The sequence below is a fragment of the Pseudarthrobacter sp. PvP004 genome (genome assembly GCF_017876035.1).
GTDB classification, from domain to species: domain Bacteria; phylum Actinomycetota; class Actinomycetes; order Actinomycetales; family Micrococcaceae; genus Arthrobacter; species Arthrobacter aurescens_A.
The window spans coordinates 4730074-4753641 of sequence record NZ_JAGINL010000001.1 but is presented as its reverse complement, the minus strand read 5'-3'; the positions used below and the strand labels follow the sequence as shown (position 1 = coordinate 4753641).

General features: G+C 63.4%; 27 protein-coding genes and 1 riboswitch. Of the genes, 16 read left to right on the top strand and 11 right to left on the bottom strand.

Translation table 11 applies throughout. From position 1 onward, the window contains the following. Positions 1–94: 94 nt before the first annotated feature. The 5 genes from J3A64_RS21755 (at position 95) to J3A64_RS21735 (ending at position 3510) form a co-directional block, all read left to right on the top strand. A complete protein-coding gene (locus J3A64_RS21755) occupies positions 95–739 on the top strand; it encodes a HutD family protein (protein WP_210065838.1) in 645 nt (214 codons plus the stop codon). Positions 740–796: 57 nt separating this feature from the next. Further along, positions 797–862: riboswitch (guanidine-III (ykkC-III) riboswitch) on the top strand. Between the two features lie 9 nt (positions 863–871). Further along, positions 872–1186, top strand: a complete 315-nt coding sequence (locus J3A64_RS21750; RefSeq protein WP_011776163.1) for a multidrug efflux SMR transporter — start codon at positions 872–874, stop codon at positions 1184–1186. 2 nt (positions 1187–1188) lie between these two features. Further along, on the top strand, positions 1189–1557 hold the full coding sequence (locus J3A64_RS21745; RefSeq protein ID WP_286176436.1) for a multidrug efflux SMR transporter: 369 nt from the start codon (positions 1189–1191) through the stop codon (positions 1555–1557). 293 nt (positions 1558–1850) lie between these two features. Further along, the gene (locus tag J3A64_RS21740; RefSeq protein WP_210065836.1) at positions 1851–2855 is read left to right on the top strand and encodes an aldo/keto reductase; all 1005 of its coding nucleotides are present in this window, start codon (positions 1851–1853) and stop codon (positions 2853–2855) included. 4 nt (positions 2856–2859) lie between these two features. After that, entirely contained in the window at positions 2860–3510 is a 651-nt protein-coding gene (locus tag J3A64_RS21735) for an MBL fold metallo-hydrolase (RefSeq protein ID WP_210065834.1), read from the top strand. A 68-nt stretch (positions 3511–3578) separates the two neighbouring features. Here J3A64_RS21735 and J3A64_RS21730 read toward each other — a convergent pair whose 3' ends face one another. Continuing rightward, entirely contained in the window at positions 3579–5300 is a 1722-nt protein-coding gene (locus J3A64_RS21730; RefSeq protein WP_210065831.1) for a DEAD/DEAH box helicase, read from the bottom strand. A gap of 423 nt (positions 5301–5723) precedes the next feature. Next, positions 5724–7115 carry an MFS transporter gene (locus J3A64_RS21725; RefSeq protein WP_210065829.1) on the bottom strand — a complete coding sequence of 464 codons (1392 nt, stop codon included), beginning with the start codon at positions 7113–7115 and terminating at the stop codon, positions 5724–5726. Between the two features lie 66 nt (positions 7116–7181). On the opposite strand from J3A64_RS21725, the gene soxR reads away from it, so the two are divergent. Both soxR and J3A64_RS21715 read left to right on the top strand, forming a co-directional pair. Then, positions 7182–7637 carry a redox-sensitive transcriptional activator SoxR gene (gene soxR, locus J3A64_RS21720; RefSeq protein ID WP_043471511.1) on the top strand — a complete coding sequence of 152 codons (456 nt, stop codon included), beginning with the start codon at positions 7182–7184 and terminating at the stop codon, positions 7635–7637. 45 nt (positions 7638–7682) lie between these two features. Then, positions 7683–8396: a cyclopropane-fatty-acyl-phospholipid synthase family protein gene (locus J3A64_RS21715; RefSeq protein ID WP_374100554.1), complete on the top strand. Its 714-nt coding sequence runs from the start codon at positions 7683–7685 to the stop codon at positions 8394–8396. Here the strand turns inward: J3A64_RS21715 and J3A64_RS21710 are convergent. Further along, positions 8393–9430: an Lrp/AsnC family transcriptional regulator gene (locus tag J3A64_RS21710; RefSeq protein WP_286176435.1), complete on the bottom strand. Its 1038-nt coding sequence runs from the start codon at positions 9428–9430 to the stop codon at positions 8393–8395. The genes J3A64_RS21715 and J3A64_RS21710 overlap by 4 nt on opposite strands. Before the next feature lie 141 nt (positions 9431–9571). On the opposite strand from J3A64_RS21710, the gene J3A64_RS21705 reads away from it, so the two are divergent. Together J3A64_RS21705 and J3A64_RS21700 are read left to right on the top strand one after the other, a co-directional pair. Next, positions 9572–10789, top strand: a complete 1218-nt coding sequence (locus tag J3A64_RS21705; RefSeq protein ID WP_014922831.1) for a M20 family metallopeptidase — start codon at positions 9572–9574, stop codon at positions 10787–10789. A gap of 35 nt (positions 10790–10824) precedes the next feature. Then, complete coding sequence (locus J3A64_RS21700; protein WP_011776173.1) at positions 10825–12117, top strand: MFS transporter; 1293 nt, start codon at positions 10825–10827, stop codon at positions 12115–12117. A 76-nt stretch (positions 12118–12193) separates the two neighbouring features. Here the strand turns inward: J3A64_RS21700 and J3A64_RS21695 are convergent, their stop codons facing one another. Then, complete coding sequence (locus J3A64_RS21695; protein WP_286363942.1) at positions 12194–13456, bottom strand: MFS transporter; 1263 nt, start codon at positions 13454–13456, stop codon at positions 12194–12196. Positions 13457–13607: 151 nt separating this feature from the next. Here J3A64_RS21695 and J3A64_RS21690 point away from each other — a divergent pair, with 151 nt between their 5' ends. From J3A64_RS21690 to J3A64_RS21675, 4 genes are all read left to right on the top strand, one after another. Further along, positions 13608–14021 carry a hypothetical protein gene (locus J3A64_RS21690; protein WP_210065824.1) on the top strand — a complete coding sequence of 138 codons (414 nt, stop codon included), beginning with the start codon at positions 13608–13610 and terminating at the stop codon, positions 14019–14021. A 77-nt stretch (positions 14022–14098) separates the two neighbouring features. Continuing rightward, on the top strand, positions 14099–15004 hold the full coding sequence (gene trmB / locus J3A64_RS21685) for a tRNA (guanosine(46)-N7)-methyltransferase TrmB (protein ID WP_043470699.1): 906 nt from the start codon (positions 14099–14101) through the stop codon (positions 15002–15004). Between the two features lie 21 nt (positions 15005–15025). Then, positions 15026–15418 (top strand): hypothetical protein, encoded by a 393-nt coding sequence (locus J3A64_RS21680; protein WP_210065822.1) that lies wholly within the window; start codon positions 15026–15028, stop codon positions 15416–15418. After that, positions 15418–15912, top strand: coding sequence for a type II toxin-antitoxin system RatA family toxin (locus J3A64_RS21675; RefSeq protein WP_011776178.1), 495 nt, complete (start codon positions 15418–15420; stop codon positions 15910–15912). The genes J3A64_RS21680 and J3A64_RS21675 overlap by 1 nt, the downstream gene beginning before the upstream one ends. 3 nt (positions 15913–15915) lie before the next feature. Here the strand turns inward: J3A64_RS21675 and J3A64_RS21670 are convergent, their stop codons facing one another. Further along, a complete protein-coding gene (locus J3A64_RS21670; RefSeq protein WP_014922837.1) occupies positions 15916–16590 on the bottom strand; it encodes an anti-sigma factor in 675 nt (224 codons plus the stop codon). Next, positions 16587–17084 (bottom strand): sigma-70 family RNA polymerase sigma factor, encoded by a 498-nt coding sequence (locus tag J3A64_RS21665; protein ID WP_014922838.1) that lies wholly within the window; start codon positions 17082–17084, stop codon positions 16587–16589. Before J3A64_RS21665 ends, J3A64_RS21670 begins: the two co-directional genes overlap by 4 nt. 145 nt (positions 17085–17229) lie before the next feature. On the opposite strand from J3A64_RS21665, the gene J3A64_RS21660 reads away from it, so the two are divergent. Continuing rightward, complete coding sequence (locus tag J3A64_RS21660) at positions 17230–17778, top strand: hypothetical protein (RefSeq protein ID WP_210065820.1); 549 nt, start codon at positions 17230–17232, stop codon at positions 17776–17778. Positions 17779–17867: 89 nt separating this feature from the next. Here the strand turns inward: J3A64_RS21660 and J3A64_RS21655 are convergent, their stop codons facing one another. Beyond that, complete coding sequence (locus J3A64_RS21655; RefSeq protein WP_014922840.1) at positions 17868–18815, bottom strand: type IV toxin-antitoxin system AbiEi family antitoxin domain-containing protein; 948 nt, start codon at positions 18813–18815, stop codon at positions 17868–17870. A gap of 175 nt (positions 18816–18990) precedes the next feature. Here J3A64_RS21655 and J3A64_RS21650 point away from each other — a divergent pair, with 175 nt between their 5' ends. After that, entirely contained in the window at positions 18991–19584 is a 594-nt protein-coding gene (locus J3A64_RS21650; RefSeq protein WP_286176434.1) for a DUF5655 domain-containing protein, read from the top strand. A gap of 29 nt (positions 19585–19613) precedes the next feature. Next, positions 19614–19817: a hypothetical protein gene (locus J3A64_RS21645; protein ID WP_043470702.1), complete on the top strand. Its 204-nt coding sequence runs from the start codon at positions 19614–19616 to the stop codon at positions 19815–19817. Between the two features lie 110 nt (positions 19818–19927). On the opposite strand, the gene J3A64_RS21640 is transcribed toward J3A64_RS21645, so the two are convergent. From J3A64_RS21640 to J3A64_RS21625, 4 genes are all read right to left on the bottom strand, one after another. Continuing rightward, positions 19928–20905 (bottom strand): ATP-binding cassette domain-containing protein, encoded by a 978-nt coding sequence (locus J3A64_RS21640; protein ID WP_210065818.1) that lies wholly within the window; start codon positions 20903–20905, stop codon positions 19928–19930. 1 nt (position 20906) lies between these two features. Then, the gene (locus J3A64_RS21635; protein WP_011776185.1) at positions 20907–21746 is read right to left on the bottom strand and encodes an ABC transporter permease; all 840 of its coding nucleotides are present in this window, start codon (positions 21744–21746) and stop codon (positions 20907–20909) included. Further along, on the bottom strand, positions 21739–22533 hold the full coding sequence (locus tag J3A64_RS21630; protein WP_210065816.1) for an ABC-2 family transporter protein: 795 nt from the start codon (positions 22531–22533) through the stop codon (positions 21739–21741). Before J3A64_RS21630 ends, J3A64_RS21635 begins: the two co-directional genes overlap by 8 nt. Before the next feature lie 106 nt (positions 22534–22639). After that, positions 22640–23488, bottom strand: a complete 849-nt coding sequence (locus J3A64_RS21625) for a hypothetical protein (RefSeq protein WP_210065814.1) — start codon at positions 23486–23488, stop codon at positions 22640–22642. Positions 23489–23568 lie beyond the last annotated feature (80 nt).

The following is a 23568-nucleotide window of genomic DNA, read 5'->3' as shown; positions in this document are numbered from 1 at the left end:
CGCGCCTCCAGGCGTAGTCTCAACGTTTTCCACATATGACGTTAGCAAGCCGCATTGCCAGCGCAGAAGCGGTGTCCACCACTAGGCTGGTCGGATGGAGATTATCCGCTTTGCCGACATCCATCCCGAACCGTGGCGCAACGGGGGCGGGGTGACGCGCGAACTCGCCAGCCACCCGAAGGCGGCCTCGGCGCAGGATGGCGCCTGGGATTGGCGCGTCAGCATCGCGGACGTTTCCAAAGCGGGCGAGTTCTCCACGTTCCCCGGGATGGAGCGCGTCATCACCATCATCGACGGCGAGCTGCTCCTCCTCACTGTGGACGGCGCGGAGCACCCCTTGGAGAAGTACCGTCCGTTCAGGTTCTCCGGTGAGGCAGCGTCATCGGCCGCTCTTCCCACCGGCGACATTCGCGATTTGAACGTCATCGCACGCACCGGCGCTTTCAAGGGCTACACGTCCATCGTTGAGATCTCCAAGAAACGCGCGCACCCGGTCTTCGAGGGCCAGCTGGCCATCCTGCTTGAGGGTAAAGCAACGGTTGCGCCCGGTGCGGTTGTGGAGAAAGAGTCCGACGGCGGCGAAGCGGCAACCAGCGAAGCAGCACCCAGCACCGGCGAACCTGTGGAGTTGTCGCGCTACGACGCCGTGGTCGGTTCGGATACCCGCAGCCCGGAAATCTCGGGTCGCGGATTTATTGCAGTGATCTCCATTGACCATGTGGAGCCCGTGCACGCCTGAGCTGGTGACGTTAACCACCAGAAGTGGCCACCCCGCGAGGGAGTTGCTAGCCTGAAATGAAGGTTCCCCTCTGGAACCTCCGGACGACGGTTCAGTACCCGGCACGCGACAAGACTGGCCAAAGGAAATGTCATGTCGTGGTTAATTCTCATTCTTTCCGGAGCACTCGAAGCCGTCTGGGCCGCAGCGCTTCACCGTTCCAAGGGCTTCCGCAAGCCCGTCCCCACCGTTGTGTTCCTGGTGTCTGTCATCGCCAGCATGGGTGGGCTCGCCATCGCGATGCAATCCATTCCTACGGGCACGGCCTACGCAGTGTGGGTTGGCGTCGGCGTCGTGCTGACGGCAACGTACGCGATGGTCACCAAAGTTGAACGTGCGACGACGGCCCGGCTCCTTCTGCTGGCCGGCATCGGCGCATGTGTGGTCGGCCTGAAGGTGGTGGCATAGCCATGACGACGAATAGCAAGAACAACGGAATCTTCTGGGTCATCCTCTTGGCTTCAGCGCTGCTCGAAGCCGTGTGGGCCACAGCTCTGGGCTTGTCCAACGGCTTTACGCAACTCATGCCCACTGTGGTTTTTGCCATCACTGCTGTGCTGAGCATGCTCGGCCTGGGTATCGCAGTAAAACGAATCCCCCTCGGCACTGCCTACGCAGTGTGGGTGGGTATCGGAGCTGCGCTGACCGTTGGTTGGGCCATGATCACGGGTGTGGAATCCGCGAGTCCGTTGAAGCTCCTGTTCATCGCGGGAATCGTGGGCTGTGCTGCCGGCCTGAAGGCGTTGCCTGCCGAGAAAGCTGTAGCCAAGGCCGAGTAGCAAGCACTCCCCCGCTCGTTCCTTCCCCTGCATGCCCGCGTGGCCGCGCGCCCGCTGCCGCATGCCCTCTCTTGCCCTAGCCCTCCTGCCCCGGCCCTCCATTTCGATGGTTCCCTGCGAAACGTGCCGCGCGCCCGGCACTTCTAGCAGGGAACCCCCGAAATGGCCGGGCAAGGAGGTCCGCAGGGCAAGGGTAAGCGCAGGAGTCGGGCCCTGCAGGAATACCCTTAGCGTCCGTGGAGTTCATGCCATCAAAGGGCACTCTGGAACACCAACGCGCATTGGAGAAGTTCATGACTGCAGTTCAACTCGGCAACGGCCTCAAGGTCAGCCCACTCGGCTTCGGCGGAATGGCCCTCACCCCGGTCTACGGCGGAATCGAGCCCGAAGAAGGGTTGCAAACGCTGAGACATGCGGTGGACGCGGGCATCACCTTCATCGACACCGCAGATGTATACGGCGCGGGCAGCAACGAGGAACTCGTGGGCAGGCTCTTGAAGGAGCGCCGCGGAGAAATCCAAGTAGCCACAAAGTTTGGAATTGAGGGCAACCCCGCGGACGGGTACACGGGAGTCCGCGGGGATGCGCCCTACATCAGGCAAGCGGCGGAAGCGAGCCTCCGCCGGCTGGGCACTGACGTTATTGACCTCTACTACATGCACCGCCGTGACCTCCGCGTTCCGATAGTGGAAACCGTGGAGGCCATGGCGGAGCTGGTCCGAGAGGGCAAGGTCCGGCACCTCGGACTGTCCGAAGTGACAGCCGAGGAGCTCAGGCAGGCCAACGCCGTCCATCCCATTGCCGCGGTCCAGAGTGAATGGTCAATCTGGAGCAGGGATGTAGAGCTCAACGTTGTTCCTGCCGCCAAGGAACTTGGCGTTGGATTCGTGCCGTATTCGCCGCTTGGCCGCGGGTTCCTCACGGGAACCGTCAGCGCGAGCGACCTTGGGGAAAATGACTTCCGCCATAAGATTCCCCGTTTTGGCGATGAGGCACTTGATGCGAACCAGGCCGTAGTGGCGGCGGTCCGCGAGGTAGCCAGCGGGCTGGATGCAACTCCGGCCCAAGTAGCCCTGGCTTGGCTGTTCACCCAAGGTCAGCGCCTCGGGATTTCTGTGGTCCCCATCCCCGGCACGCGCAAACCGCACCGGATCGACGAGAACCTGGGGGCACTGTCCCTGCAACTGGGAACAGCACAACTTGAGAAGCTCGACCAAGCTGCAGCCGCCGTCGTGGGTTCACGCTCCGCCGACCCCAACTGGGTGTCACAGGGCCGCGAAGCCGACCCCGTAGGCTGATCGCATGGATTCGCTAATTCACTCTTTGCGCGACGTCACCATCCGCAGCATCTCCGTCAGCGAGATGAACAACAATGTGTACCTGTTGACCTCAAAGTCCACGGGTGCGCAGTTGTTGATCGACGCCGCCGATAACCTTCCGGCCATTCAGCAGCTTCTCCACGACGGTGCAGCTGATTCCTCGGTCCCGACCAAACTGGCCAGGATTGCCACCACCCACCAGCACTGGGACCACGTCCGGGCGCTGCCGGAGTTGGTCGCCGTCACCGGCGCAAGCACGTCAGCAGGAACGGACGACGCCGATGCGTTGCCGGTTCCGGTGGACGTCCGGCTCGGTCACGGCGACGTGGAGCAGTTCGATGGCTTCGAGGTCACGGCAGTCCACCTGCGTGGACACACCCCGGGCTCGATCGCTTTCGTGTACCAGGATCCGGACGGGCCGGCCCACATTTTCAGTGGAGACTCGTTGTTTCCGGGAGGCGTCGGCAACACACAGAACGATCCTTCACGTTTCACTTCTCTGTTGAACGACGTGTCGGAGCGACTGTTCGACGCTTATCCGGACGAAACCCTGGTGCACCCGGGCCATGGATTGCCCACGACCCTCGGCGCCGAGCGGCCACACCTTGAGGAGTGGCGCGCCCGAGGCTGGTGACTTGCGGGGCCTGCTCTGCACGCTAAACCTAAGGAATAGGGTGCAGAGCGGGCCTCACAACGCGAGACCTAGCGGCCGCGACGCTCGTTCGACGCGGGTGCCGATGCGCGACGCGGGCCGCTGCGTGCCGGGCGGCCTGCGCCGGAGCCACCGCGACCGGAGTTGCCGGAAGCACCCGAACCGTAGGATCCGCCGGACGTAGCGCCCGTCGCGGAAGACCAAACGGCCTTGTTCCCGCCGGTACGGGTACTCGTGGTGGATGCCGTGCGCGGAGCCGAAGCTGAGCGCTGGCCTGTAGCCGGACGGCCGCTGCGGCCGTTCTGGCCCTGCGCACCGGGAACGTCGTTGCGGTGAGTGGCACCCGACTTGCCGCGACCGCGGGGGCTGCGGGCGACGTCGTCGTTCATTGCTGCACGGCGATCCGCACGGTTGGTGTCCGTACGAACCGGCTCAGCCGCAACCTTTCCGCGTCCATTGCGACCGCCGCGGCCACCAGCGGTGGGAGCAGCCTGCGTGGAACGGCGTGCGCGCTTGCGCTGGGCATTGGCGCCGGTGGACGTGCCGCCACCCTGCTGGGTTTTCGCAGCGAGGAGGGCCGCACGGGTGCGGGGATCAACCTTGTCCGCGATGTCGCCCACGAGCTTTGAAACCAAGGGTGAGCTGGCCGTGACGCGCTCGAAGCTAACGTCAACGCCGGCAGCCTTCATGAGCTTCTTGACGTCGCTCTGCTGCTCGGGGAGCGTCAGGGTGACAACGGTGCCATCGGAACCGGCGCGGGCGGTACGGCCTGAGCGGTGCAGGTAGGCCTTGTGCTCTGTGGGCGGGTCCACGTGGATGACGAGTTCAACGTCGTCCACGTGCACGCCACGGGCTGCGACGTCGGTGGCCACCAGGACGCGGACGTCACCGTTGGAGAACTCTGCAAGGTTGCGGTCGCGGGCGTTCTGCGACAGGTTGCCGTGAAGGTCGACGGCGGGGATGCCGGCGTCGGTGAGGGTCTTGGCAAGCTTGCGGGCGTGGTGCTTGGTCCGCATGAAGAGGACCCGGCGGCCGGCGCCTGAGGCCAGTTCAACGATGAGCTGCTTCTTGACGGTCTGGTCGTTGACCACCAGGACGTGGTGTTCCATGGTGGTGACAGCGGCCTGGGGGTCGTCCACGGAGTGCGTCAGCGGGTTGGACAGGTAACGGTTGACCAGCTTGTCAACACCGTTGTCCAGCGTCGCGGAGAAGAGCAGGCGCTGACCCTGGGTGGGGGTCATGTCCATGAGCTTCTTGACCACCGGGAGGAAGCCGAGGTCTGCCATGTGGTCTGCCTCGTCCAGCACGGTGACCTCAACGGCTTCGAGGGTCAGGATGCGCTGGCGGATCAGGTCTTCGAGGCGGCCCGGGCAGGCGATGACGATGTCGACGCCGGCGCGCAGCGCCTTTTCCTGGCGTGCCTGGGAGATGCCGCCGTAGATGACCGTGGTGTTCAGGCCCATTGCCTTGGCCAACGGCTCGATGGTGGCGTTGATCTGGGTTGCCAGTTCACGCGTCGGTGCAAGGACGAGGCCCATGGGGCGGCCCGGCTTGCGGAAGTGCTTTGCCTCGCGCTCGGCCAAGCGGGCCACAAGCGGGATAGCGAAAGCAATGGTCTTACCGGAGCCGGTGCGGCCACGGCCCAGGACATCGCGGCCTGCAAGCGTGTCCGGGAGGGTCTTCACCTGGATGGGGAATGCCTCTTCGATGCCATCTGCGGCGAGGGATTCAGCAATGGGCTTGGGCGTGCCAAGGGCAGCAAAAGTAGTCATAAACTTCATGTCTTTCGGGCGGTGTCCAGTTGCGGACATCGGCCCCCGACGCCGGTTGGGCCAGGGGTTCGCCGAGGAAAAGTCAGGTGGTCTACCGGTTCGCTTCAACAGCGGTGGCCGGGACCAAATAGAACGCGTTCATCGACGCAGGATGTGCCTCTCACATGAAAAATGCCCCGCCGCGTAGCCTTTCAGGCCACCTGCTTCAGGGCGTCACCGCACATCAAGTGTTCCTAGCTTAGCAGTGTTTCTCCTGCGGGCCCGCATCGGGTCAGGTCAGGCCCTCGTTGCTAGGCCCGCTTTGCACCCTTCCGCGCGGCAATACCCTGCAGGGCAGGCCTCACAACTCACACCCTCGCGTTGCGGGGCCCGATCTGCACCCTTCCGCGCGGCAATACCCTGCAGAGCAGGCCTCACAACGGGTCAGGAGTGGTGCGTGAGCTCGGGTTCAGCGCTCGAGGATTCGGGTGGCGCAATGCGCGCCGCGACCCTCGGCGCAATGACGACGCCGACGACGGCGATCACGGCCGTCAGTGCAAAGACCGCAGCGAAGGGGCTGGCAGTAAATGCAGCGAACACAAGTCCGGTGGCTGCGAGTGACAGCGCGCCACCGAGGGAATCGGAGATGGACATGGCCGCGCTGTTGAAGCCTTGGTTTTCCTCAGTGGACAGCGCCAACGTCATCACGGAGAGCCGCGGGTACATGAGCCCCATGCCGCCACCGGCCAGGATCCAACCAACGATTGCCACGGCGGCGGGCAGCGCCAGGGCGGCCGTCACGAGCGTCGAGATCACGGCGATCAGCACCAGGGAAGCTCCGATCTTCACGGCGCGTTCGTCAGCCAAGCGGTCACCGAGCCGCCCTTGGATGGCCGACGCCCCGGCCCACGCCAGGGCAGCACCGGTCAGAGTGAGTCCCGCGAACGTGGGCGTGAACGCGTACCGCTCAGTCAGCAAATACGGCAAGTACACTTCGGCGCCGAAGAACGCAGCCGACGCCAAGCCGCGGACCAGGATGACACTGGGCAGCCCCCGCCGGGCAGTGAGGGTCCCGCGGGGAACCAATGGGCGTACCGCCACCAAAGCAATGACAAGCGCGACGACGGCAATCACCCCGCCCACGCCCGGTACCTCTGCGGACAGGTTCAGCCCCAGGACGGCAACGGCCGCGAGCGCAGCCCATCCCATGCGACCGAAGGCCCAGGGAACAGGCTCTGCAGCGGGTTCGGAATTCATCCCCCGCACAGCTGGCACCACCATCAGCAATGCCGGAACAACCAGCCCCACAACGCCGAGGAACACCCAGTGCCAGCTGCTCAGCTGGGCAACGACGCCTGCGGCGAAGGGACCCACCAAGGAAGGAACCACCCAGGATGCGGCGAATGCGGCAAAGATCTTGGGGTGCAGTGCCGGCGGGTATACGCGGGCCACCAGTACGTAGAGGGCCACGGTCATCGCGCCACCACCGAGACCTTGGACCAGCCTTCCCAGCACCAGCATTTCCATGGTTCCGGCCATTCCGGCGATCAGCAGGCCAGCCACGAACAAGGCCACGGAGGAGTACAGCGGCGCAGCCGGACCCCGACGATCTGACCAGTTCCCCGCGGCCACCATGCCCATCACGCCCGTAGCCAGTGGTCCAGCGAAGGCCAGGGCGTAGAGGCTGGCTCCGTCCAGGTCGCGACTGACGAGCGGCATGATGGTGGTCACCGCAAGGGACTCGAACGCGCTCAGGAACACGAGTGCGCAAGCTCCCACGGTGGCAAGGAGGTATGGGCGGCGCAGTATCCCGGCCGTTGAGGTGTCAGAGGTCATGGACGTCAGCCTAGAACCTCAACTAATGTTGAGGTCAATCCACCGCTCCGGCCACCGAAAGCACTCATGCCGCCAGTCGAAACCCACCGGCCCCTCACTATCGGTGAGCTGTCCGAGCGGAGTGGAGTGTCGGCGTCGGCCCTTCACTTTTACGAACGCAACGGGCTCATCGAAGCGGAGCGAACAGCCGGTAACCAGCGGCGATACCGGAGGGACACACTCCGGCGGGTCGCCTTCATCAAGACGTCCCAGCGGGTGGGCCTACCTCTGAAGGACATCCGCGAGGCGCTGGACTCTTTGCCTGACGGTCGGACACCCACCAAGCGCGACTGGTCCAAACTGTCCCTGCGCTGGCGCAAGGAGCTGGACGAACGGATCGCGGCTTTGCAGCATCTGCGCAACGACCTCGACGGGTGCATCGGCTGCGGCTGCCTAAGCCTGAAATCCTGCACGTTGCAGAACCCGTCAGACGAACTTGGAGCATCGGGTGCCGGTGCCCAGCGCTGGACTTTGCCGGAATAGCAACAGGCATTGCCTTTCAACGCAGCGTCACGGCACGCTTGGGTTATGACTGAACACACGCACGACGCCGGCACTCACCACCACGGTCAGCACACCCATGAAGGTGCTCAGCAGAGCGGATTGAACCTCCACGAGGACGCCGACAATGCCGTGGACATGTGGGACGGCATGTACCGCGAGCGCCCCAAGGTGTGGAGCGGAAACCCGAATCCGCAGCTGGTCGCAGAAGCCAAGGAGCTAAAGCCGGGCAAGGCGCTGGACCTAGGCTGCGGTGAAGGCGCTGACGCCATCTGGCTCGCAACACAAGGCTGGACCGTCACCGCAATGGACGTGTCCGCCGTCGCGCTTGAACGGGCAGCCGCGCATGCAGCAGAAAGCGGTGTGGACAACAGGATCACCTGGCAGCAACAGGACCTCACAGAGTGGGAGCCTGAGCCGGTCTTCGATCTGGTCTCGGCCCAGTTTCTGCACTCGCCGCTCCTGCCGTGGCGGGATTCCGTGGCATCAGCGGCGGCGGCCGTGGCACCCGGCGGAACGTTGCTGGTAGTGGGGCATCACCCGCACGGTCTCCCCTCATGGAGCCATCACCACGAGACCGGAATGTTCTTCACGCCGGAGCAGCTGGCAGGCGCTTTGCGGCTGGATCGGGAGCCGTGGTTCGTCAACGTCCTCACAGACCGGTCACGTCCTGCCTCGGGACCGAACGGCGAGTCGGGCACAACCTTGGACACAGTCTTGAGGGCTACCAAGCACGCCTAAATACCGGCTGGCAGCAGCTCTCCGTAGGGCGGCACCACTTTTCCTGTGGCGGTCGAGTCCGGGTTCAGCATCCACCCCACGCGTTTGGCCGTGTTCAGCATGACCACGCTCTCCACGAGTTCGATTCCCGGGATCCGCTGCTGGATGGTGAGCTCCATTTCCATGACGTCAGCCAGCGAGCGCAGCCACATGATCATGGTGAAGTTGGTGCGGCCCGTGGTGGATGCGGAGAAGCGGACGTTCCTGATGGCCCGCAACTCTGTGGCTGCGGCTTCGTGCTCACCTGCGGGAACGTTCGCGAACCATTGAACCGTGATGGGGAAGCCGGAGAATTGTTGGGCGATTTCGCAGCGGAAGGACAACATCCGACTACTCAGGACCCGGCCCAGTTGCCGCTGGACCGTGGCGGGGTTGCGCCCCAGGGCTCTGGCGATTTCCGCCGCTGTGGCGCGTCCGTCCCGGGCGAGGAACGGGATGATCGCCAGATGGCTCTCGGGGAGCGGGAGCACCATCGCGTCGTGGGCTGACGGGTTCGCAGATTCAGGTCCGGCCAACGCCCGGAGTGCCTGCTGCTCCGCTTTGCTGAGGACGTTGAGCCGCCACGCATATCCGCTGGTGTGAATACGGGTGCAGAGGGCTGTGTGGTACTTGGTGAGCCCGCGGATTTCCTTGAGTTTCGGCAGCACTTCGGTGCTGAACTGTCCCAGGTCCTGCGTGATCACGGTGAGCGTGAGGTCGCGGTTACTGGCAGCCTCTTCCACGGTGATGACCTCGGGAAGCTGGGCGACAGCGGAGGTGACGTCCGGCCTGAGGTGCATTTCGCAGTCGATGTCCACCATGGCCAAGCACATGTCCTTCGGATCACCCATGAGGTGGGCGGTGGTCCATGCTGCGCCGGCTCCCCTAAGGCGCTCCCATCGGGATGCCAGCGTGGTGGCGTGGACGCCCAAGACCTCTCCGGCGTCGGACCAGCTGATCCGCGGTGAAATCTGCAGGGCGTTGACCAGGCGCAAGTCTTCTTCGCTGAGCTCCATGAGCCCATTCTTCCAGAAGGGTGCATGATTTCTGCCGAAAGTTGAGCACAAATGCATATTTACAGTTGTTTAGGCGCATGTGAATCACATCACCACAGAATGGCATAAGGAACACGTCACCGAGAAAGACCAGGAGAACTTATGACTATCGCCGCTGATGCCAAGGAACTGCAGGAGGACATCGTCCGCCTCCGTCACGACCTCCACCGCGAACCGGAGATCGGGCTGCAGCTCCCCCGCACCCAGGAAAAGGTGCTCAAGGCGCTGGACGGACTTCCGTACGAGATCACCTTGGGCCAGGAAACGACGTCGGTCACCGCCGTTCTGCGGGGCGGTGCCGCCCACGCTTCAGCTGAGAAGCCAGTGGTGTTGCTGCGCGCCGACATGGATGGCCTCCCTGTGCAGGAGACCACCGGTGTGGACTACACCTCCCGCGTGGATGGCGCCATGCACGCCTGCGGTCACGACCTCCACACGTCCATGCTGGCCGGCGCCGCCACCCTCCTGGCCGAGCGCCGGGATCAGCTGGCAGGGGACGTCATCCTCATGTTCCAGCCCGGCGAGGAGGGCTTCGACGGCGCGAGCTACATGATCAAGGAAGGCGTCCTGGATGCAGCGGGCCGCCGCGCCGACACTGCCTACGGAATGCATGTGTTCTCCTCACTTGAACCGCATGGCCAGTTCGTCACCAAACCGGGCGTCATGCTCAGTTCCTCCGACGGACTTGTCGTCACGGTACTGGGCGCGGGGGGCCACGGCTCTGCCCCCCACTCCGCCAAAGACCCCGTCACGGCAGCTGCTGAGATGGTCACCGCACTTCAGGTCATGGTCACGCGCCAGTTCAACATGTTCGATCCCGTGGTCCTCACAGTTGGCGTCCTGCACGCAGGAACCAAGCGGAACGTCATCCCCGAGACCGCCCGGATCGAAGCCACCATCCGGACCTTCTCCGAAGAGTCCCGGCGGAAGATGATGGAAGCAGTACCCAGGCTGCTCCATGGCATCGCCGCAGCCCACGGTTTGGAGGCGGATGTGCATTACCAAGAGGAATACCCCCTCACCATCAATGATGAGGATGAGACCACTACTGCGGAGAAGGTCATCGCCGGAATGTTCGGCGAGTCCCGGCACACCCGGATGGCCACTCCCCTGGGCGGTTCCGAGGACTTCTCCCGGGTCCTCGCTGAAGTCCCAGGCACCTTCGTGGGACTCAGTGCCGTTGCCCCCGGCGCCGACCACACGACGTCGCCGTTCAACCACTCGCCTTACGCAATGTTCGACGACGGCGTGCTCACCGACGGTGCCGCGCTCTATGCCGAACTCGCCGTGTCCCGTATCGCCGCCCTCGCCGGCAAATAAACCCACTCCCAGCCCGCCCCACCTTGGAGAACCACATGACCGCCACCGTAGGAACGTCCCCCGACGTCAAGGTCCACAAATCCCACATGCGCACGCTGGTTGGCACCGGCATCGGCAACGCCGTTGAATGGTACGACTGGGCAATCTACGCCACGTTCTCGCCGTTCATCGCAAGTGCCCTGTTCAGCCAAGCCGACCCGACGTCAGCCGTGCTGTCCACCTTGGCGATCTTCGCCGTCGGGTTCGTTGCCCGGCCGTTCGGCGGGTTCGTGTTCGGCTGGATCGGTGACCGAATCGGCCGCAAAACGTCCATGACCGTGGCAGTGGCACTGGGTGCGGTGGGCAGCCTCCTCATCGGTATCGCACCGACCTTCGCTGCCGTTGGCGCCTTCGCCTCCGTGATGCTGTTGATCGCCCGGCTCATCCAGGGCCTCGCCCACGGTGGCGAGCTGCCGTCGTCGCAAACGTACTTGTCCGAGATGGCACCCAAGGAACACCGCGGCTTCTGGGCCACCCTCATCTACACCTCCGGAACCGCCGGGATCCTGGCCGGCACGCTGCTGGGGGCCATCCTCACCGCAACCCTCAGCAAGGACGACATGAGCGCTTGGGGTTGGCGCATCCCGTTCCTGATTGGTGGTGCTTTGGGTGTCTATGCCCTGTTCATGCGGGCCAAGATGAAGGAAACCGAAGCTTTCGAAGCTGAGGCTCCCAACGAGAAGCGCCTGCCCATCTGGCCGCAGATCGTGAAGTACCGCAAGCAGGCGCTGCAGGTTATCGGCCTGACCGTTGGCTTGACCGTCGTTTACTACATCTGGGGCGTGGTGGCTCCGAGCTACGCAGCAACCTCCTTGAAGATGGACCGCGGAGAAGCTCTCTGGGCAGGTGTGGTCGCCAACGTGGTGTTCATCGCAGCCCTGCCGTTCTGGGGCAAACTGTCGGACCGCATTGGCCGCAAACCTGTGATCATCGCTTCGGCTGCCGGCGCCGCACTGCTGCACTTCCCCATGACGTGGCTGCTCAAGGACTCCCCGTGGCAGCTGGCAGTGTCCATGTCCGTGATGCTGTTCTTCATCGCGGGCAGCGCTGCGATCGTCCCAGCGGTGTATGCCGAACTGTTCCCCACGCATATCCGCACCATCGGCGTCGGAGTTCCGTACTCCATCTGCGTCGCGGCGTTCGGTGGCACGGCTCCGTACCTGCAGACCTGGCTCGGCAGCATCGGGCAGGCCCAGCTGTTCAACGTGTACGCGGTAATCCTGCTGCTGGTGGGCATCGCTTTCGCCTTCTCCATCCCGGAGACGAAGGGCAAGGACCTGACCGTCTAGCTACTCCGGCTTTCGTTGCGAGGCCCGCTCTGCGCTCTTCCCTGGGTTTTTGGGATGCAGAGTGGGCCTCGCAACGTTAAACGAAGCGGTCGCGGCCGGCCCGGTATCCGAAGAAAGCCGCCAGGGACCCGACCACCAGGAAAAGGATTCCGGCCGCTGCGAATCCGCCCGTTGCCTGATGGAGTTGGCCGACCATCAACGTGCCCAGCGAACCCACTCCGTAGCCGACGCCCTGCATCATTCCGGACAGGTGCGCGGCCGTGCGGGCGTCGCGCGTGCGGACCATAATCATAGTGAGGGCCACGGCGGTCAACGATCCCTGGCCCAGCCCGTTTAGCCCGGTCCATACCCAGATGAGTTCGGTGGGCCCAAAGATGGTGAGCGCGAAACCGCCGCCGGTCATCAGCGCCACCACCATATTGATGATCCGCTGATCCTTGAACCGTGTGGCCAGCGCAGGAGCAAACAGGGATCCGAGCATCTGCAGCACGATCGACACCGACACGATCAGCCCGGCCGTTCCGCCGTCGACCCCCCGGTCGCGCAGGATGGGCGCCATCCACGCGAACACGCTGAACGACATCATGGCCTGCAGCACCATGAACATCGTCACCTGCCACGCCACGGCGGACCGCCACACGTTCACGCCGCCGTGGACTGCCTGGTGCTTCACGGAGGGTTGCCGGATTGCCAGCGGCAGGAAGAGCAAAAGTACGACGGCGGCAGGCACCGCCCAGAACCACAGCGCCGAAGTCCAGTGGCCGGTTGCCGCAAAAACCGGATAGGTGAAGCCCGCTCCGAGTGCCGCCGACGCGCAGATTGCAGTGGTGTAGAGGCCGCCCATCAGGCCCAGGCGGTGCGGGAAGTCCCTTTTGACCACGCCGGGAAGAAGGACATTGCATAAGGCGATTGCAGCACCGCAAGCGGCGGTTCCGGCGAGGAGCGCGGGCAAGTGCCCGGCTCCCGGGATCTCCACCGGCCTGAGCAGCAAACCCGCTGTGAGGACCGCCATGGCTCCGAGGAGCACCCGTTCGGCACCGAACCTGCGGGCGAGGATGGGCGCAAGCGGGGCGAAGAGGCCAAGCAAGGTGACCGGCACGGTGGTGAGGACCACCAACGACCAGCCCGGGAGGCCGGCGTCGGACGTTATTTCCGGCAGGACCGCGGAGAAGCTTGAAAAGACCGTCCGGAGATTCAGTCCAATCAGGACCAGGCAGATGCCCAAGAAGACGAGGCCCCGCTTGCCGCGGAGCTGCGTAGGGTCAGCTGCTGGTTCGTCATCGATCTCGGCATCGGCCGCAATCTCGGGCAGGACGGATTTCTCTGGGTAGCCGGGCATCTTGGAGGAGGTCACCCGTCCTATTCTGTCAGTCGCTCCTGATCCGGGTTTGTTGGGCAGGATGTGACCCTTCAACGACCTCCCGTGCAGTTATCCACATACGCGAGGTTTCCCCTGCCGACGCCGAATCGCGATCCATAACGTTGAGGGCATGAACCAAACCTCCGAACCATCCCCTGACTCGTCAACGCCCAGCACAGTGGCATCGTCCAGACCTCAGCCTGCGCAGCCTCCTGGCCTGCGAGCAGGCCTCTGGAGCTTGGCACTCGCCATAGGGGCGCCGATTGTCTTTATGATCGTCTTCCCTGTGGGAATGCTTTTCGCGTTTGGCGCTGAGTTTCCGTCTTACGCAGCCGCGTCGCAGACCATTCTCACGGTCCCCACAGCCACCTGCTGGACCGTGGCAGTGATTAGTGGTCTGAGGTGTCTCAAGCTGGCCAAACACCGCGACGCGGATGGCCAGCGCACCATCGCTTGGATGTTTGGCGCCTTCGGGCTTTGCATTGCAGGAATCGAAGTACTGGGTATGGCCGCCCTTTTCGCCCGGGAGTTCTTCATTACTTAAGACCTATGGGCACGCCTGGTGCACTCTTGGCAAGGCACAGCCGAACGACTCCGCCGAACCCAAGTATTCTGGAAAGGATGAGTGAAACCCCAGATTCCCCGCGCCCAGTCACGCCCGGCAGCCAGGCCTCCTTCGGCACGTATGGTGGCCGACCGGTCAGTTTCGTGCGCCGCGGCACCCGCCTGCAGGGGCGCCGGCAGGCCGCCTGGGAAGAGCATGCCGAGCGCTGGGCCATTCAGGTGCCACGCCACGTGGCCAACACCTCCGTCCACCCGGACTACACCTTCGACGCCGAGGCAGTGTTCGGACGCAAGGCACCCCTGATCGTAGAGATCGGTTCGGGTTTGGGTGACGCCGTGGTTCATGCGGCCGAACAGAACCCGGACAAGGACTTCCTCGCGGTGGAGGTCTACACCCCGGGATTGGCCAACACCATCATCAAGATCAACAGCCGCGGGCTGACCAACGTGCGCGTGGTGGAAGCCAACGCCCCTGAGGTCCTTGAGTCGATGCTCCCGGAGGGGTCCGTCAGCGAGCTTTGGGTGTTCTTCCCGGATCCGTGGCACAAAGCACGGCACCACAAGCGCCGGCTCATCCAGCCTGCCTTCGCTTCGGTGGCTGCCAAGGCACTCGTCAAGGGTGGCTACTGGCGCATCGCCACTGACTGGTCCAACTACGCGGTCCACGTCCGCGAAGTGCTGGCAGGGTCCACAGAGTTCGAGAACATGCACGAAGGCGAGCGCAGCGGCGAGGAGAGCCCGCTGACGCAAGTGTGGCAGTCCGGCGTCGAGTCTGTTGTGGGCGGAGCGCCAGTCAGGGAAGGCCGCGCGCCAGTAAGCACCGAGCACACAGGCCCGAACGAGGGCGTTGATGAAGAAGGCGGCTGGGCTCCCCGGTTCGATGGCCGGATCCGGACAAGCTTTGAGAACAAAGCCCACGAAGCCGGGCGCATGATCTTTGACCTCACGTACCGCAAGCGTTAGCCAACGGACTTTGGGGGAACCATGAGCTATCAGCCACCGCTCGGCTACTACCAGCAACCACGACGTTCCGGCACACGGGGCCTGGGTGCCGGAATCACGAGCATTGTCGCCGCTGTCCTCTCCCCGGTCGCGGCCATTGTGAGCATTCCGTTGGGCATTGCAGCCATTGCTTCATCAATAAGCCGCTACAACCAAGGCAACGACGCTTGGTGGTTCGGCGCACTGATCCTGGCGGGCGTGGCGGTCCTTCTGGCTCTGGTTGCCGTGGTGAGTGGGTTGATCGCCGTGTTCCGCGCCGGCCGGATGAACGCGGGCCGCATCACAGGAATCATCGGACTGGCGATCATGGCAGTCAACGTCTTTGGAGTTGCCTTCATGGTGTTCCTGGTGCTGGGTTCCGGGCAGGGGTCCTGATGCCGCAGGTACGCGCCGAGCGGCTGATCCGGCTGGATCCCGAGACCGCGTTCGCCCTTTCCCAGACCACCGGTGAGTTCAGGCTCAAATGGGATCCGTTCATCTCGGCCCAAGCCTTTCTGGACGGGGCCAAATCGGCCGGCAAGGGCGTCAGGACCCGAACCGTCTCCCGGATGGGCTTGAAGATGGTCAGTGAGTACGTCTCTTACACACCTCCACGGAATGTGGGTATGACCATGGTGTCCGGTCCTTGGTTCTTTGAGAACTTCGGCGGCGGCTGGCGGTTCACACCGGACGACGGCGGCACCCGGGCAGTCTGGAAGTACACCTTTTCGTGTCGCCCGGCCCTGGTGAAGCCGTTGGCCGAGAGGATCGGAAGCTGGCTCCTGGGCCGGGAGATTGAACGCCGCATTGAGGCGTTCGCCCGGGCCTGCGAAGACCAGGCCCTAGTGGCGGAACTACGCGCCCAAAGCACCGAGGTCACGGACCACTAAGGTTTACGGCACCGAAATCGAGGCCACCGTCTTCTGCCCCTCATCACGAAGCTCAACACCAGCGATGCCAGCCAACTGCACAGGCGTGGCACCCGTGATCTTGATCCGTCCGCTTGGCGTGGCTGTCCAACCGCAGGTTCGTTCTTCGGCGCCGTCCCGGCCCTTCACCCACAAGTACAGGGTCCCTTCAAGCGGCATGGACCGGCCCTCCACCTCGAGCTCAGTGCCCCAGTTCTTTTTCACCATGCCCACGGTCAGCTGCAGCCCGTCCCCTGACTGAACCGAATAGCTGGCGTCCGGTTTCGGCGGCTGATTCAGTAACGGTCCGGCGAGGACGCCAATGGCAAGGCAAGCAGCGGCAACTGCGCCTACCAAAGCCGCCCACCGCCGTCGTGATTTCCGCCTTCGGACCGACAAGTCCACCAGAACCTTCTCGGGAAGCGTTGCAGGAATCGGTTCCAAGGGTGAGAGCGCGTTGGTGCTTCCAGCGACAGTGAGGGCCACAGCGTCGGCGGCCGGAACGGCGTCGAGCAAAGCAGGCAGGCTTGCCAGTTCCTCCAACTGGTTGCGGCATTCAGCGCACTGGGCGAGGTGGTCTTCGAACGTTCGCGCCTCCCCGGGCTCAAGCCCACCCAGCAGGTAGGCGCCCAGCAACTGGTGGACGGAGTTGCCATTCATCGTTCCACCCCCATTTCATCAAGGATCGTTCGGAGGGCTTTCACCGCGTAGAAAGCCCGGGATTTCACGGTTCCCGTCGGGATGTTCAGCTGCAGTGCGGCCTCGTTGACGGTGAACCTTTGGTAGTGGAGGGCCACCAAAACCTGGCGGTGTTCGTGACTGAGCCGGAGCAGCGCCTCCTCCATGAGGACCCGGTTCAGAAGTTCATCAACACGCTCCGTCGCAGGATGGTCCGGGAGGTCTTGCTCGCCGGCTTCGGCTGGGCGGCGTTGCGCCTTCCTGTAGTTGTCGATGATCACGTTGCGGGCCGTCCGGAAGAGGTAGCTGCGCAGGCTTCCCGTGATCTGAGGGGCGTGCTGCCATACCTTGAGGATGGTTTCCTGAACGACGTCGTCGGCTTGGTGGGTGTCCGACATGCAGCTGAGAACGAAGCGTTTCAGAGCCGTGCCATGGTCACGGTAGATCGCTGCCACCACGTCTTCGTCCAACGGCATAGCCACCTCCCTCATTCCGCTGCCCCTTCGCCTATACGACGACGCGCGAATGGAAAAGGTTCAGACCCTTGAACCATTCTTCCCCCACTGGCGTCGTAGGGGTTAGCGCCGGTCCTTTCCGGCCGGCTCGTCAAAGGAGCTAGACATGAAGAAGCGACTCACTTTTGGATTCGGTGTGTTGGTTTTGGCCGCTGCCTTGGCCGGGTGTGGCGGAAGTCCTGGAACCACCGCTACTTCAGCACCACCACCCGCCACTACCTCCCCCGCTGCACCTTCCTCAGCAGCACCGACTTCCAGCGCTCCGGCAGCCAGCACTGCAGCTGGTGCTGAGATGAAGGTTTCGGCCTCAAGCGCCGGGCAGATCGTGGTGGACCGCAAAGGCATGAGCCTCTATTTCTTCACAAAGGACGTCAAGGACTCGGGAACCAGCGCCTGCACAGCGGCCTGCCTGGACGCGTGGCCTATTTTCACCACGACGTCGGACACCCCCGCTGTTGAAGGAGTCACCGGAACTGTGGGAACCATTGCTTCACCGGACGGCAAGAAGCACGTGACGCTCAATGGCATGCCCCTGTACTACTACGCCAAGGACAAAGCTCCCGGCGACGTCACCGGCCAGGGCGTGGGCGGCGTCTGGTACTTGGTGAGCCCTACCGGGGAGATGATCAAAGGCGCTGCGGGTTCGGGCTACTGACGGGACGCGAGATCGCGGGAAGCCTGCCACGTCGCCGGAAGGTTCCGTGCGAGCGCGCAGGGTTCCCGCGAACTCGCGCTCAGGAGACATCACCTGAACGCCCGAAGGATGCGCTCCTTGAAGAGGCGTTCTTGAAAAAGGTCCTTCCACTCGACTCTGATGAATCGCCAGCCCTCCTCTATGAGAGCCTTTTCTCGTCGCCGCTCTTGGTAAATGACCTCATCTGTTGGGTTGAAGTCGAAGTATTTTGTTCTTCCGTCGAACTCCAGAGCTAGTTTTTCCTCTTCCCAAGCGAAATCCATGCGATGACGACCCAGGCGGGACTGTACCTCGAATTGTGGCTGTGGGGGCTTGATACGCAGCCTCTTAATCAACTCCCGGGTTAGCGTTTCGCCCGCAGATTCAGAGCGTGGATCCGCGTTGTCCAAGGCCTTGCGCAGCGTGCGGACACCGCGTTTTCCGGCGGAGACTGCTGCCCGGTCGGCAAGTGCACGGATGTCGGCGCCGAGGCGTAAACCATGGTCCATGACCACCAGCGCTTTCGGGTAGCTAAGCATCCTGGCACAGTCAAACATCGTGCGCTCAAGGGTGGTCGCCCGCAGACCCTGAACCACCAGCACGTCGTCCTCAGTGAAGCTTTCTGTGTGTCCCCGAACATCCTTGCCCCACCGGTCGGAGGAAGGCCGGGCAGCATGCAGGACATGAACCTTGTCATCAACACCCCACACGAATAGGCCGTGGAGTCGTGCCGCCGACAAATGGCTATAGACGAAACCACCTGTGGACGTTGTCAGCGTCCCATGGGCGTGTGCCACAATCCGCTCTTTGGCCTTCCTCCGTGGACCCAGGGCATTCCACTTATTGGCCCGGATGTAGCAGCCATATCTCAAGCGAAGCAGTTCGCCGGAGTCCACCAGGGCCTTGATATTTCGACTGTTGAGACCGAATCGGAGTAGCTCGTCTGTTCTCCACATGTACCCGCGCAGAGGTAGTGATCGGACCGACCTGACCGTGTTTTCAGTTGATATGGGATCCATCGGTTCAGCATGGCGATAACACCTCGAGTCGCTGAAGGGGGCTACCCCGCTATGTGGAAATCAGGATGCCGAGACTGCGGAAACGGTGCGAATGCACCGGAAGTTTGCGCACGCGTTCGCAGGGTTCCCGCGACATGGGGGGCGGCAATGGAAACGGCCCGGCTACGATCGAGGCATGGGCGAGACTTCTGATTTCAAGGCCGCAGCGAAGACGTGGCAGACCATGGTGGACAGCAACCAGGCGTTGCTTCTCCGCAAGTCCGGCCACGACGTCCTTTGGTGGGCTGAACAGGGCCGCAGCCAAGGATTGAAGAACGACGGCGAGCTCCGCGACTGGATGCGCGACGAGCACGGCATCACAGGCTACGCGCAGTACGCGGTCTCGTGGGAGCTGTTCGGCTACCCCGACTTCATGCTCCGGGACGCCGACGAACTCATCGACGGCCAATACGTCAACCATCCCCGGCTGCGCCCAATAGCGGATGCCTTGCTGGCCTGGTCCGCCGAGACCGAGGGTGTCGAGATCCAGATGCGCAAGGGCTACGTGTCGCTTCACAGCCCCCGGCGGAAGTTCGCCCAAGTTACCCGGACCAACAACACCACCGTTGATATCGCCCTGCGCTTGGATGCACCAGCCGAAGGCAGGCTCGAAGCGGTGAAGGTACGTGAGGGAGACTTCTTCGACCGCCGCGTGCGGCTGAAGAAAATCGACGACGTCGACGACGAGGTGCTCGGGTACCTCGCCAAGGCGCTGGATCAGAACAGCTAGCCTGCAAGCCACTCATTGGGGAGAGAAACATGACAGAACGGGCAAGCACGAAGAATCCGCCGAACATAGGATTCCTCGCCATACAAGAGGTGGCGTGGACCTTGGGTCTCATCGCAATGGTCCTCCATGCGACAAGCCGCGGTCTGGACTGGATCTGGATCGGTCTGCTTGTCTGCTGGCAAGCAAGCATCATCTGGGGCTGGGTTAAGCTCCGACGCTCGAAGACCACCTAACGCGCCGAGGTCGTGGGAACCCTGCCGCATCGCCGAAAGGTTCCGGGCGAGCACGCAGGTTTCCAGCGAACTCACCGGGTCCGGTGCAGCACCCGCTCCCGCCCAACAACTTACCGCCGTGCGCTCCCGTAGAGCTGCCGCACCAGGTGCTCGATATCCGGCTCGTGAAGGGATAGATCTGCTACCTCGGCTGCGCTTGAGATGGCTGCCAGAACTGTTGCCGCTGAGAGCATGCGTGGATCGAAAGAAACGCTGTGCCTGATTCCGTCGGCTTCAATGCTCTGGTGTACCGCGCCGTCGGGTAGTGAGAAGAGCGCAGCCGAGTGCACGGGGGTGGCGAGGTCCACCACCATGGTGCGCACGGCTCCGGCCACCTCAGCCAAACCCGTGAGCGGACCATCGTAGGCGATGACGCCGTCGTCGACCACCAAGACGCGTTGGCACAAACGTTGGATGTCGCTCATGTCGTGGGTGGTCAGCAGCAGCGTGGTGCCGTTCTCGCGGCGCTCGGCGTCCAGGAACTGGCGAAGTTTCTCCTTACTGATCATGTCCAAGCCAATGGTCGGCTCGTCCAGGATCACCAGCTCCGGGCGATGCAGCAGGGCAGCCGCAACTTCGCCCCGCATACGCTGGCCCAGCGAAAGCTGCCTGACCGGCGTGGAAAGGAACTCTCCCAAATCCATCTGATCGGCAAGTTCACGGAACCTGGGCCTCCAGTCCGCCTCTGACATGCGATGCATGGCACCGAGGATCGGGTACGAGTCCTGCAGGGGCAGATCCCACCACAGCTGCGAGCGCTGCCCGAACACGACGCCGATCTTCCGGGCCAGCGCTTTGCGCTGCGGCACCGGGTTGAACCCGCAGACGGTCACGCGCCCCGAACTTGGCACCAGGACGCCTGTCAGCATCTTGATGGTGGTGGACTTGCCCGCGCCGTTGGCTCCTATGTACCCGACCGCTTCCCCCGGCTCCACCGTAAAGTCGATGCCACGGACCGCGTGTACGGCCTTCCTCCGCCGCCGGAAGCGACCGGCAGATTCCATGACCTGGAATTCCCGGCTTAGATTTTCCACTTCGATGATGGGCATGTCAGCCTCCTGCGCCGGTGTACTTTTTGATAGCCGCCCGCCAGAGGAGCAGCATGAGTCCGCTGAGGACGACGGCGGCCGGCAGCCCGAGCCAGCCCGTCCAGGCCGGGATCCCAGCGGGGCCATCGAGGTCGAGGATGACCAGGCTGGGGGCATAGGCCACCAACGTTGCGGGTATGACGAACGTGAAGAATATCTGGATCGGGAAGAACAGCGCCGCTCCGGGCATCGAGGCAACGTAGCGGCCGCCGTAGGTAAAGGCGTTGGCAAATTGCCTGCCGTCCAGAATCCAGAACTGCATTGCTCCAGCACCGAGGAACAGGGCACAGAAGATGGCAGCTCCCGCGAGCGGCGTGATGGTGGCCAGCAGGATTTTCGCGGGGTCCCATTGGATGTCGGCGAGAAGCAGCGCCACCACCAGGGCTGCCGCTCCGAACAGCAATCGGCCCACCCGCCGCAACTGGAAGTCGGACGTTGCGAGCTGAAGCAATACAGGGAGGGGCCTCACCAGCAGCACCTCCAGTTTCCCTGACCGGATGGTCTCGGACATGGAGTCGGTCTCCCCCATCAGCAGGTCACCGAGGGCGAAGGCAACGGACGCGAGCCCGAACACCACCAGTGTCTGGGCCAGGGTCATACCACCAAACGTGGAGACGTTGTGGACGATCGCGTAAAGCTCCACGAACTCGGTCACCCCCAAGAGGACCTGGCCGGCGACGTCGGAGAGGAAGCTGCCGCGGTATGCGAGTTGTGAGCGCAGCCGGGCAGAGACCAGGAGTTTGAGGAGGACCAGGTTGGTGACCCGGGCGTGCGGGTCCCGGGTAACGCGGGGACTAGCCACCCTGCACCACCAACCGCCGCGAACCGAAGCGGAGCATCACCTGCACAATGACCAGCAGCACGGCCAGCCACAGAAATTGAACGCCAACCAACGCAAGGCTCTCGCCGCCGTCGGTCCTTCCCGCGAGAATGTCCACCGGGGTTTGGAGCATCGACGGGAACGGCGTGGCCCGGGCAAAATCGAGCAGCCATCCAGGGAACCACGTCACCGGGACCAGGAACCCGGACAACAGGTTCATCACCACCATGTACAGCATCCAGAACCCCCGGATTTCGAGCACCCAGAAGGACAGCAGGTTGATGGCGAAGAAGCCCAGAAAGTTCAGGGATACGGCAGCCAGGATGGACACGAATCCCAGCAGGTAAGGTTCGGGAGTTCCCGGCATCGCCAGGCCGGTTACCAGGGCTCCGACCATGAGTGGCGGCAACCCGCGCGGCAGCACGTCGAAGGCGGCACGGCCCAGGTCTTGCGCCCAATAGGAAGCGGTCAGGTTGACGGACCGGGAAAGATCGACGGCGATGTCCCCCGACTTCACGCGACCAGCCAACTCAGCGTTGCCGAAGAGCCCCAAAGGCGCCAGGAGAGCCTGGCCCAACCACACATAAGTGGCGGCCTCCATTGCCGAGTATCCCCCGATGGCGCCGCCCGCCGTCGTGATGGCGCTCAGCAGAAGCGATGCCCGGATGAGCCCGAACACCGAGTTGGTAAAAGCGCCGGCGACGGCGGCCGTACGGTAGGTGGAATGGCGGCGGAATGATGACTTGGCCAGTTCCCAATACGCACGCACCGGTCGAGTCTACTCACGCGTGCCACCCAAATCGCCGGAAACGCGTCGAGATCGCCCGAACGCTACGGCGATTCCGCAGCGTTCCGGCGATCTCGGCAGAGAAGACTTACGCGTCCGCGAATTCCCCAGACTCTTCGAACTCCACAGCCGCGATGATTTCCTTGGTCTCCGGGTGGATCATGAAGGCCTCGTCGTCGTCTTCAACCATGATGTAGTCGCCGTGGTCAGTGGAGAAGTGCCAGGCGAGGGCCTTCACGCCGTCGTGCTCATAGTTGGGATCGCCCATGGTGATCTTTTCCAAGGCATAGCCGGCTACATCGCACAGTTCGCGGATGATGACCTCGAACTCGGGAGCGTTGGCCAGGGCCTCTTCGTCGGCTTCGGCTTGGCGCTCGGCGAGGTCCGGGATCAGCGCGACGCGCTCGGCGATGTGCGCTTCGATTTCTTCATCTGAAAGTACCAGCAGTTCGGACTGGCCCCGGAGGTACGCAGCGTTGAGTTCGATGATGTCCTCTTCTTCCAGCAAAGCCTCGAACTCGCCGTCGAGCTCGTCCAAGGTAACAACAGCCGCAGGCGGAGTTTCGGACTCGTCCAGGTCGCCGTCGAGGTAGGCCTCTGCTTCGTCTTCGCTCAGTGCGTCAAACGCGGCGGCGGTGCGGTTGAAGAGGTCCAGGTGCCGGGTGGCTCCCAGGCCCTCAAGGCCTGCGCGGATGTAGGCATCCACTTCTTCGCGCTCCGGTGCGGTGAAGACGTACTGGGCAAAGCCGCCGGCCAACGCCTGGGTCAGATAGAAATCCACAAAGTAGCTGTTGAGTGCGGGGGTGGCGATTTCGTCGCTGTTGAGGAGCTCCTGGTACATATGGTTCACGACGTTGACGTTGGAATCCACTACATCCGCGCTGCCGGCTTGGAAGCTGGTCTTGTTCAGGACGACGGGGTACTCGTTGGTAGTCATGGGAAATCCTCACTGCTGAAAGCTGATGGTGCTCCGGACACTTTCAACGTACGCGCGGGAGCGGCGCGGCAATCGAGGAA

Excerpts from the sequence above, each read along its gene's own strand:
- J3A64_RS21755 (WP_210065838.1), top strand. The coding sequence starts at position 95 with ATGGAGATTATCCGCTTTGCCGACATCCATCCCGAACCGTGGCGCAAC.
- J3A64_RS21750 (WP_011776163.1), top strand. The coding sequence starts at position 872 with ATGTCGTGGTTAATTCTCATTCTTTCCGGAGCACTCGAAGCCGTCTGG.
- J3A64_RS21745 (WP_286176436.1), top strand. The coding sequence starts at position 1,189 with ATGACGACGAATAGCAAGAACAACGGAATCTTCTGGGTCATCCTCTTG.
- J3A64_RS21740 (WP_210065836.1), top strand. The coding sequence starts at position 1,851 with ATGACTGCAGTTCAACTCGGCAACGGCCTCAAGGTCAGCCCACTCGGC.
- J3A64_RS21735 (WP_210065834.1), top strand. The coding sequence starts at position 2,860 with ATGGATTCGCTAATTCACTCTTTGCGCGACGTCACCATCCGCAGCATC.
- J3A64_RS21730 (WP_210065831.1), bottom strand. The coding sequence starts at position 5,300 with ATGACTACTTTTGCTGCCCTTGGCACGCCCAAGCCCATTGCTGAATCC.
- J3A64_RS21725 (WP_210065829.1), bottom strand. The coding sequence starts at position 7,115 with ATGACCTCTGACACCTCAACGGCCGGGATACTGCGCCGCCCATACCTC.
- soxR (WP_043471511.1), top strand. The coding sequence starts at position 7,182 with ATGCCGCCAGTCGAAACCCACCGGCCCCTCACTATCGGTGAGCTGTCC.
- J3A64_RS21715 (WP_374100554.1), top strand. The coding sequence starts at position 7,683 with ATGACTGAACACACGCACGACGCCGGCACTCACCACCACGGTCAGCAC.
- J3A64_RS21710 (WP_286176435.1), bottom strand. The coding sequence starts at position 9,430 with ATGGAGCTCAGCGAAGAAGACTTGCGCCTGGTCAACGCCCTGCAGATT.
- J3A64_RS21705 (WP_014922831.1), top strand. The coding sequence starts at position 9,572 with ATGACTATCGCCGCTGATGCCAAGGAACTGCAGGAGGACATCGTCCGC.
- J3A64_RS21700 (WP_011776173.1), top strand. The coding sequence starts at position 10,825 with ATGACCGCCACCGTAGGAACGTCCCCCGACGTCAAGGTCCACAAATCC.
- J3A64_RS21695 (WP_286363942.1), bottom strand. The coding sequence starts at position 13,456 with ATGCCCGGCTACCCAGAGAAATCCGTCCTGCCCGAGATTGCGGCCGAT.
- J3A64_RS21690 (WP_210065824.1), top strand. The coding sequence starts at position 13,608 with ATGAACCAAACCTCCGAACCATCCCCTGACTCGTCAACGCCCAGCACA.
- trmB (WP_043470699.1), top strand. The coding sequence starts at position 14,099 with ATGAGTGAAACCCCAGATTCCCCGCGCCCAGTCACGCCCGGCAGCCAG.
- J3A64_RS21680 (WP_210065822.1), top strand. The coding sequence starts at position 15,026 with ATGAGCTATCAGCCACCGCTCGGCTACTACCAGCAACCACGACGTTCC.
- J3A64_RS21675 (WP_011776178.1), top strand. The coding sequence starts at position 15,418 with ATGCCGCAGGTACGCGCCGAGCGGCTGATCCGGCTGGATCCCGAGACC.
- J3A64_RS21670 (WP_014922837.1), bottom strand. The coding sequence starts at position 16,590 with ATGAATGGCAACTCCGTCCACCAGTTGCTGGGCGCCTACCTGCTGGGT.
- J3A64_RS21665 (WP_014922838.1), bottom strand. The coding sequence starts at position 17,084 with ATGCCGTTGGACGAAGACGTGGTGGCAGCGATCTACCGTGACCATGGC.
- J3A64_RS21660 (WP_210065820.1), top strand. The coding sequence starts at position 17,230 with ATGAAGAAGCGACTCACTTTTGGATTCGGTGTGTTGGTTTTGGCCGCT.
- J3A64_RS21655 (WP_014922840.1), bottom strand. The coding sequence starts at position 18,815 with ATGGATCCCATATCAACTGAAAACACGGTCAGGTCGGTCCGATCACTA.
- J3A64_RS21650 (WP_286176434.1), top strand. The coding sequence starts at position 18,991 with ATGGGCGAGACTTCTGATTTCAAGGCCGCAGCGAAGACGTGGCAGACC.
- J3A64_RS21645 (WP_043470702.1), top strand. The coding sequence starts at position 19,614 with ATGACAGAACGGGCAAGCACGAAGAATCCGCCGAACATAGGATTCCTC.
- J3A64_RS21640 (WP_210065818.1), bottom strand. The coding sequence starts at position 20,905 with ATGCCCATCATCGAAGTGGAAAATCTAAGCCGGGAATTCCAGGTCATG.
- J3A64_RS21625 (WP_210065814.1), bottom strand. The coding sequence starts at position 23,488 with ATGACTACCAACGAGTACCCCGTCGTCCTGAACAAGACCAGCTTCCAA.